Raw genomic sequence first — 5,774 nt, 5'->3', positions numbered from 1 at the left:
CTTTTGACTTTGATTTTTACAAACCGGATCAAAAGATCGCAGCCTTCGGCAGCTCCTACAGGTTTCTGTGTGCCAACTCCGCCATCAGTCGGCACCTCTCTAAATTAACCCCTCGACCAGACGTTCTACTGGGTATCTGCCTTCCGACCCAAGGAACTGTCTTCCATGACCCAGCCCACCCGAGGCGCCATCGGCGAATTGTTCGCCCTGCTCAAACCCTTTCGACTGATCGTCGCCGCGTCCATTTTCCTGGGCATGGTCGGCGGCCTGAGTGTCACGGTGTTGCTGGCGACCATCAACAACGCTTTGCATTCGGACAGCGGCCTGACCCAGGGCGTAGTCGCGCTGTTCGCCGGCCTGTGCCTGTTGGCACTGGCCAGTTCGATCTGCTCCGACATCGGCACCAACTACGTCGGCCAGCACATCATCGCCAAGCTGCGTAAACAGCTGGGTGAAAAAGTCCTGTCGGCGCCGATCGAACAGATCGAGCGCTACCGCAGCCATCGCCTAATCCCGGTGCTGACCCACGACGTCGACACCATCAGCGACTTCGCCTTCGCCTTCGCGCCACTGGCGATTTCCGTCACCGTGACCCTGGGTTGCATGGGCTACCTGGCGATCCTGTCGTGGCCGATGTTCCTGATCATGGTCGCCGCGATCCTGATCGGCACCGCGATCCAGGCCTATGCCCAGAGCAAAGGCGTGCAAGGATTCATGGCCGCCCGTGACGCCGAAGACGAATTGCAGAAGCACTACAACGCAATCGCCGAAGGCGCCAAGGAACTGCGCATTCACCGCCCACGTCGCCAGCGCATGTTCACCTCGGGCATCAAGGGCACTGCCGAATTCATCTGCAACACCCAGGTGCGCTCGATCAACACCTTCGTCATCGCCAAGACCTTCGGCTCGATGTTGTTCTTCGTGGTCATCGGCCTTGCGTTGGCGTTGCAAACCTTCTGGCCGAGCGCCGACAAAACCGTGATGAGCGGCTTCGTGCTGGTGCTGCTGTACATGAAAGGCCCGCTGGAACACTTGATCAGCACCCTGCCGATCGTCAGCCGCGCGCAGATCGCCTTCCGCCGCATCGCCGAATTGTCCGAGCAATTTTCCACCCCGGAAGCGCATCTGCTGCTTAGCGATCAAGGCGACGTCAAACCCGCCGTGCACGAGTTGCAACTGGCGGACGTGCGCTACGTCTTCCCGTCGGTCGACGGTGCCGCGCCGTTTCAATTGGGGCCGGTCAACCTGACGATCAAACAAGGCGACATCACTTTCATCGTCGGCGAGAACGGCTGCGGCAAGACCACGCTGATCAAGTTGCTGCTGGGCCTGTACACCCCGCAACAGGGGCAGATCCGCGTTAACGGCGAAGCCATCGACGCGCAGAACCGCGATGACTATCGCCAGTTGTTCACCACCATCTTCGCCGATTACTACCTGTTCGACGACGTGGTCCAGGGCGATACGCACATCCCGGAAGACGCCAACAAATACCTGGAGCGCCTGGAGATCGCACACAAGGTCAGCGTCAAGGACGGCAATTTCACCACCACCGACCTCTCCACCGGCCAGCGCAAACGCCTGGCGCTGGTCAACGCCTGGCTGGAAGAGCGCCCGGTGCTGGTGTTCGACGAATGGGCCGCCGACCAGGACCCGACCTTCCGCCGGATTTTCTACACCGAGCTGCTGCCGGACCTGAAACGCCTGGGCAAGACCATCATCGTGATCTCCCACGACGACCGTTACTTCGATGTCGCCGATCAGCTTGTGCGCATGCAAAGCGGCCGGGTCGTCACCGAACTGATGCCGGCCTGAACCCCAATGACATTTTTTTCACATTTCTTTTCCGGTTTCGCATTCACGCCCCGTCTTAATAATCATTCCTATTAACAAAAACTCTGCACGACACTTTTTCAGGAGCACAGGTAAGTAATGCGATCTCTTCCACGCCGCACACCTCTCGCGCTGGCCGTACAGCGCCCGTCTCTGCATCGGACCCTGTTGACCAGCGTTCTGCTGACCGCCACGTTGCTGGGGAGCAACATGGCCAACGCAGCGCCTGTAAAAGTGAGTATCTCCGTGCAGCCGCTGTCCAGCGCGCTGACCGAGCTGGGCATGCAGACCAATCTGCAAATCCTCTACAGCCCGGACCAGGTGGCCGGCATCAAGTCCCGCGCCGTGTCCGGCTCGCTGGAGCCGTCCGCGGCCCTGGCCGAGATGCTCAAGGGCACCGGCATTTCGTTCCAGATCAACGGCAACAGCGTGACGCTGATTTCCGGCGGCTCTTCGAGCCTGCAACTGGGCGCGACCACCATTTCCGGCCAGGCGCTGGGCCTGACTACTGAAGACACCGGTTCCTACACCACCGGCGCCACCACCACCGCCACCAAGCTGCCGCTGACCATTCGCGAAACGCCGCAATCGGTGACCGTGGTGACGCGTCAGCAGATGGATGACCAAGGCTCAAAGAGCGTGGGTGATGTCCTGCGCAACACGCCTGGCGTCACCATGCAAAAATACGACAGTGACCGTACCGAATTTTCCACCCGTGGCTTTGCCATCACCAACTTTCAGTACGACGGCGTCAACATTCCCTACGACGGTGTCTACGGTGAAAACCCGAACAACAGCGACGACTCCGCCAGCCTCGACCGCATCGAAGTCATCAAGGGCTCGACCGGCCTGATGACCGGTGCCGGTGACCCGGCCGCAACCGTCAACCTGGTGCGCAAGAAGCCGACCAAGGACTTCAAGGCATCGGTCAGCGCTACCGCCGGTTCCTGGGACAACTACCGCACCGAAGGCGACATCTCCGGTTCGCTGAACGATACCGGCAGCGTGCGCGGCCGTTTTGTCGGCGCCCTGCAGGACAAAGATTCGTACATCGACCACTACAGCCAGAAGAAAGACCTGTACTACGGCATCCTCGAGGCTGATCTGACTGACGATACCCTGCTGACCCTGGGCGTCGACAAGTCCAGCGCCACCCCGCGCGGCAGCTCCTGGACCGGTAACTCGCCGTTCTTCAGCGACGGTGGCCGTACCGATTTCTCGCGCAGTTTCAACCCGGGTTCCGACTGGAGCCGTCGTGACTTCGACAGCACCACCTACTTCGCGTCCCTGGAACAAGCGCTGGCCAACGACTGGAAACTCAAGGCCACCCTGGACCAGAAAACCACCGATCACGATACCCAACTGGCCTCCGCCAGCGGCGGCAACCCGGATCGCGCCACCGGCGAAGGCATGTTCTTCTACTGGGGTCGCTGGGAAGGCCATCGCGTACAGAACACCGCTGACATCAACGTCTCCGGTCCGTTTTCCCTCGGCGGCCGCGAGCATGAACTGGTCGCGGGCTTCATGACGTCCCACTCGCGTCAGACCGGTTCCACCTACGACACCAGCGCCTTCGAACTGGTGCCGGGCAACATCTTTGACTGGGAAGGCCACATCGCGAAACAGGAGTTCCCGAAAAACGGCAAGTACGAGCGTACCCAAAGCCAGAACGGCGCTTACCTGGCCACGCGCCTGCGTCCGACGGACGACCTGTCGTTCATCCTCGGCGGCCGTGTCAGCACCTTCAAGTACAACGAAGACTACACCTACTATCCAGGCGCGAGCCTGACCGATACCCACGCCAGCTACAAGGAACATGGCGTGGTCACGCCTTACGCCGGTGTGGTCTATGACCTCGACGATACGTACTCGGTGTATGCCAGCTACACCAGCATCTACCAGCCGCAAATCTACAAGGACGCCAGCGGCAAGACCCTGGAACCGGTGGAAGGCGACAGCTACGAGACCGGTCTGAAAGCCGCCTACTTCGAAGGCAAGTTGAACGCCAGCCTGGCCTTCTTCCGCATCGAACAGGACAACGTCGCCCAGTACGTCACCACCGACACCAACACCGGTCAAGACGTCTACAAACCAACTTCCGGCGCCACCACCAAGGGTGTGGAACTGGAACTGGCCGGTGAACTGGCTGAAGGCTGGAACCTGTCGGCGGGCTACACCTACGCCCGCTCCCGTGACAAAGAAGAGCAACGCATCTACGGTTTCCCGTTGGCCACCACCAAACCGGAACACGTCGTGCGCACGTTCACCACTTACCGTCTGCCTGGCGCACTTGACCAGGTCACCGTCGGTGGTGGTGTGAGCTGGCAGAGCGCGTTCTACGGCCAGAGCTTCAACCCGAGCGTCGATGGCAGTGGTCAAGGTGCAACCGCCACCCTCAAGCAAGGCGGCTACACCCTCGTGGACCTGATGACCCGTTATCAGTACGACGAGCACCTGAGCTTCACCGCCAACGCCTACAACGTCTTCGACAAGAAGTACCTGACAGGCCTGGGCAACTTCGGCACAACCTTCTACGGCGAGCCGCGTAACTTCCAGGTAACGGCCAAGTACGATTTCTGAGCCTGAGCCGAAATGAAAAATGCCCGTGTCGTGAGATGCGGGCATTTTTTATGGGTCGGGATTTGTGGTGGATCCAACGCCGCCATCGCGGGCAAGCCCACTCCCACAGTTTTCAAGGCGTACTCAAAAAGTGCAGCCAACATAGATCCCTGTGGGAGCGGGCTTGCCCGCGATGACGATAATCGCCACACCACAAATCCAAATGTCAGCCACAAAAAACCGCCATCTCCATTACAGAGATGACGGTTCTTTTTACGTCACCTCACACCTTCGACCGCACCCACCCCGCCACTTCCGCATGAATCCCTTCCACCTCACTCAACAACCCCGCCATGCGCAGAAAGTCATGAGTCATGCCCGGCTGTTCAAGCAAGGTCACGTCGTTGCCGGCAGCGCGCAAACGCTCGGCATAGGCCAGGCCTTCGTCGTGCAGCGGATCGTGGCCGGCCAGGTACACCAAGGCGGGCGCCATACCCGACAGGTCTTCGGCCAGCAGCGGTGAGCAGCGCCAGTCCGCGAGGTCTGCCGGGGTGCGGCCGTAGTGGGCGTAGAACCAGTCCAGCGTCGGGGTTTCCAGCAAGTACCCTTCGGCAAAATCCCGGTGCGAGGCGCGATGGGTGGTGGCGTCGGTGACCGGGTACACCAGCAACTGAGCCTTGGGTTTCAACGCCAGTTCTTCGGGTTCACGCACAGCAATCAGTGACAGCACCGTCGCCAGGGTTGCACCAACGCTGTCACCGGCCAGCGCCACCCGTGACGCGTCCAGGCCATGGGCCGAGCCTTCGCGCACCAGCCAGTTGCCGGCATCGCAGGCGTCCTGCACCGGGGCCGGGAAACGCCATTCCGGCGCCAGTCGATAATCCACGGTCAACAGGGCAAAACCACCCTGCGCGGCCAAGCGTCGGCACAGCGCATCGTGGGAATCGAGGCTGCCGACTACGTAGCCACCCCCGTGGAAATACAGGATCACCGGTTGCAAACCGTCGACCGTTTGCCCGTCGCGATACAGCCGCGCCGCCAGGCGGTGGCCGTCGCGCGCGGCGATGCTGAAGTTCTCGCAGACGATGTTGTCCAGCGGCACATCGAGGAACCCCGAGGACGCTTCGAAATCGATCCGCGCCTGTTGCGGGGTCTGCTCGTGCATTGCGCGACTTTTGCCGGTCAGGCGGCCGAACTCGGCGAGTTCGAGAAAAGCTTCAAGTTCTGGCAGTACGGCCATGGGGTGAATCCTTTTACACAGAGAGGTCAATATTCGGGAACACCTGTAGGAGCTGCCGCAGGCTGCGATCTTCTGGCGGAATTCGATTCACCGATAAAATCAAGGTCAAAAGATCGCAGCCTGCGGCAGCTCCTACAATGGA

Annotated in this window: 3 protein-coding genes; 2 read left to right on the top strand and 1 reads right to left on the bottom strand. The window is 60.5% G+C overall.

From position 1 onward, the window contains the following. The first annotated feature begins 165 nt into the window (after positions 1–165). Positions 166–1,815: a cyclic peptide export ABC transporter gene (locus ACW9JC_RS09540; protein WP_457454837.1), complete on the top strand. Its 1,650-nt coding sequence runs from the start codon at positions 166–168 to the stop codon at positions 1,813–1,815. 117 nt (positions 1,816–1,932) lie between these two features. Continuing rightward, positions 1,933–4,413 (top strand): TonB-dependent siderophore receptor, encoded by a 2,481-nt coding sequence (locus tag ACW9JC_RS09535; RefSeq protein ID WP_457454836.1) that lies wholly within the window; start codon positions 1,933–1,935, stop codon positions 4,411–4,413. A 262-nt stretch (positions 4,414–4,675) separates the two neighbouring features. Here ACW9JC_RS09535 and ACW9JC_RS09530 read toward each other — a convergent pair whose 3' ends face one another. Further along, positions 4,676–5,632: an alpha/beta hydrolase gene (locus ACW9JC_RS09530; RefSeq protein WP_457454834.1), complete on the bottom strand. Its 957-nt coding sequence runs from the start codon at positions 5,630–5,632 to the stop codon at positions 4,676–4,678. Positions 5,633–5,774 lie beyond the last annotated feature (142 nt).

It is taken from the genome of Pseudomonas sp. SDO5591_S426 (assembly GCF_054070755.1).
This window is presented reverse-complemented; position numbering and strand designations above follow the sequence as displayed.

What these genes read in the sequence shown, in the direction of transcription:
- ACW9JC_RS09540 (WP_457454837.1), top strand. Translation starts at nt 166, where the DNA reads ATGACCCAGCCCACCCGAGGCGCCATCGGCGAATTGTTCGCCCTGCTC.
- ACW9JC_RS09535 (WP_457454836.1), top strand. Translation starts at nt 1,933, where the DNA reads ATGCGATCTCTTCCACGCCGCACACCTCTCGCGCTGGCCGTACAGCGC.
- ACW9JC_RS09530 (WP_457454834.1), bottom strand. Translation starts at nt 5,632, where the DNA reads ATGGCCGTACTGCCAGAACTTGAAGCTTTTCTCGAACTCGCCGAGTTC.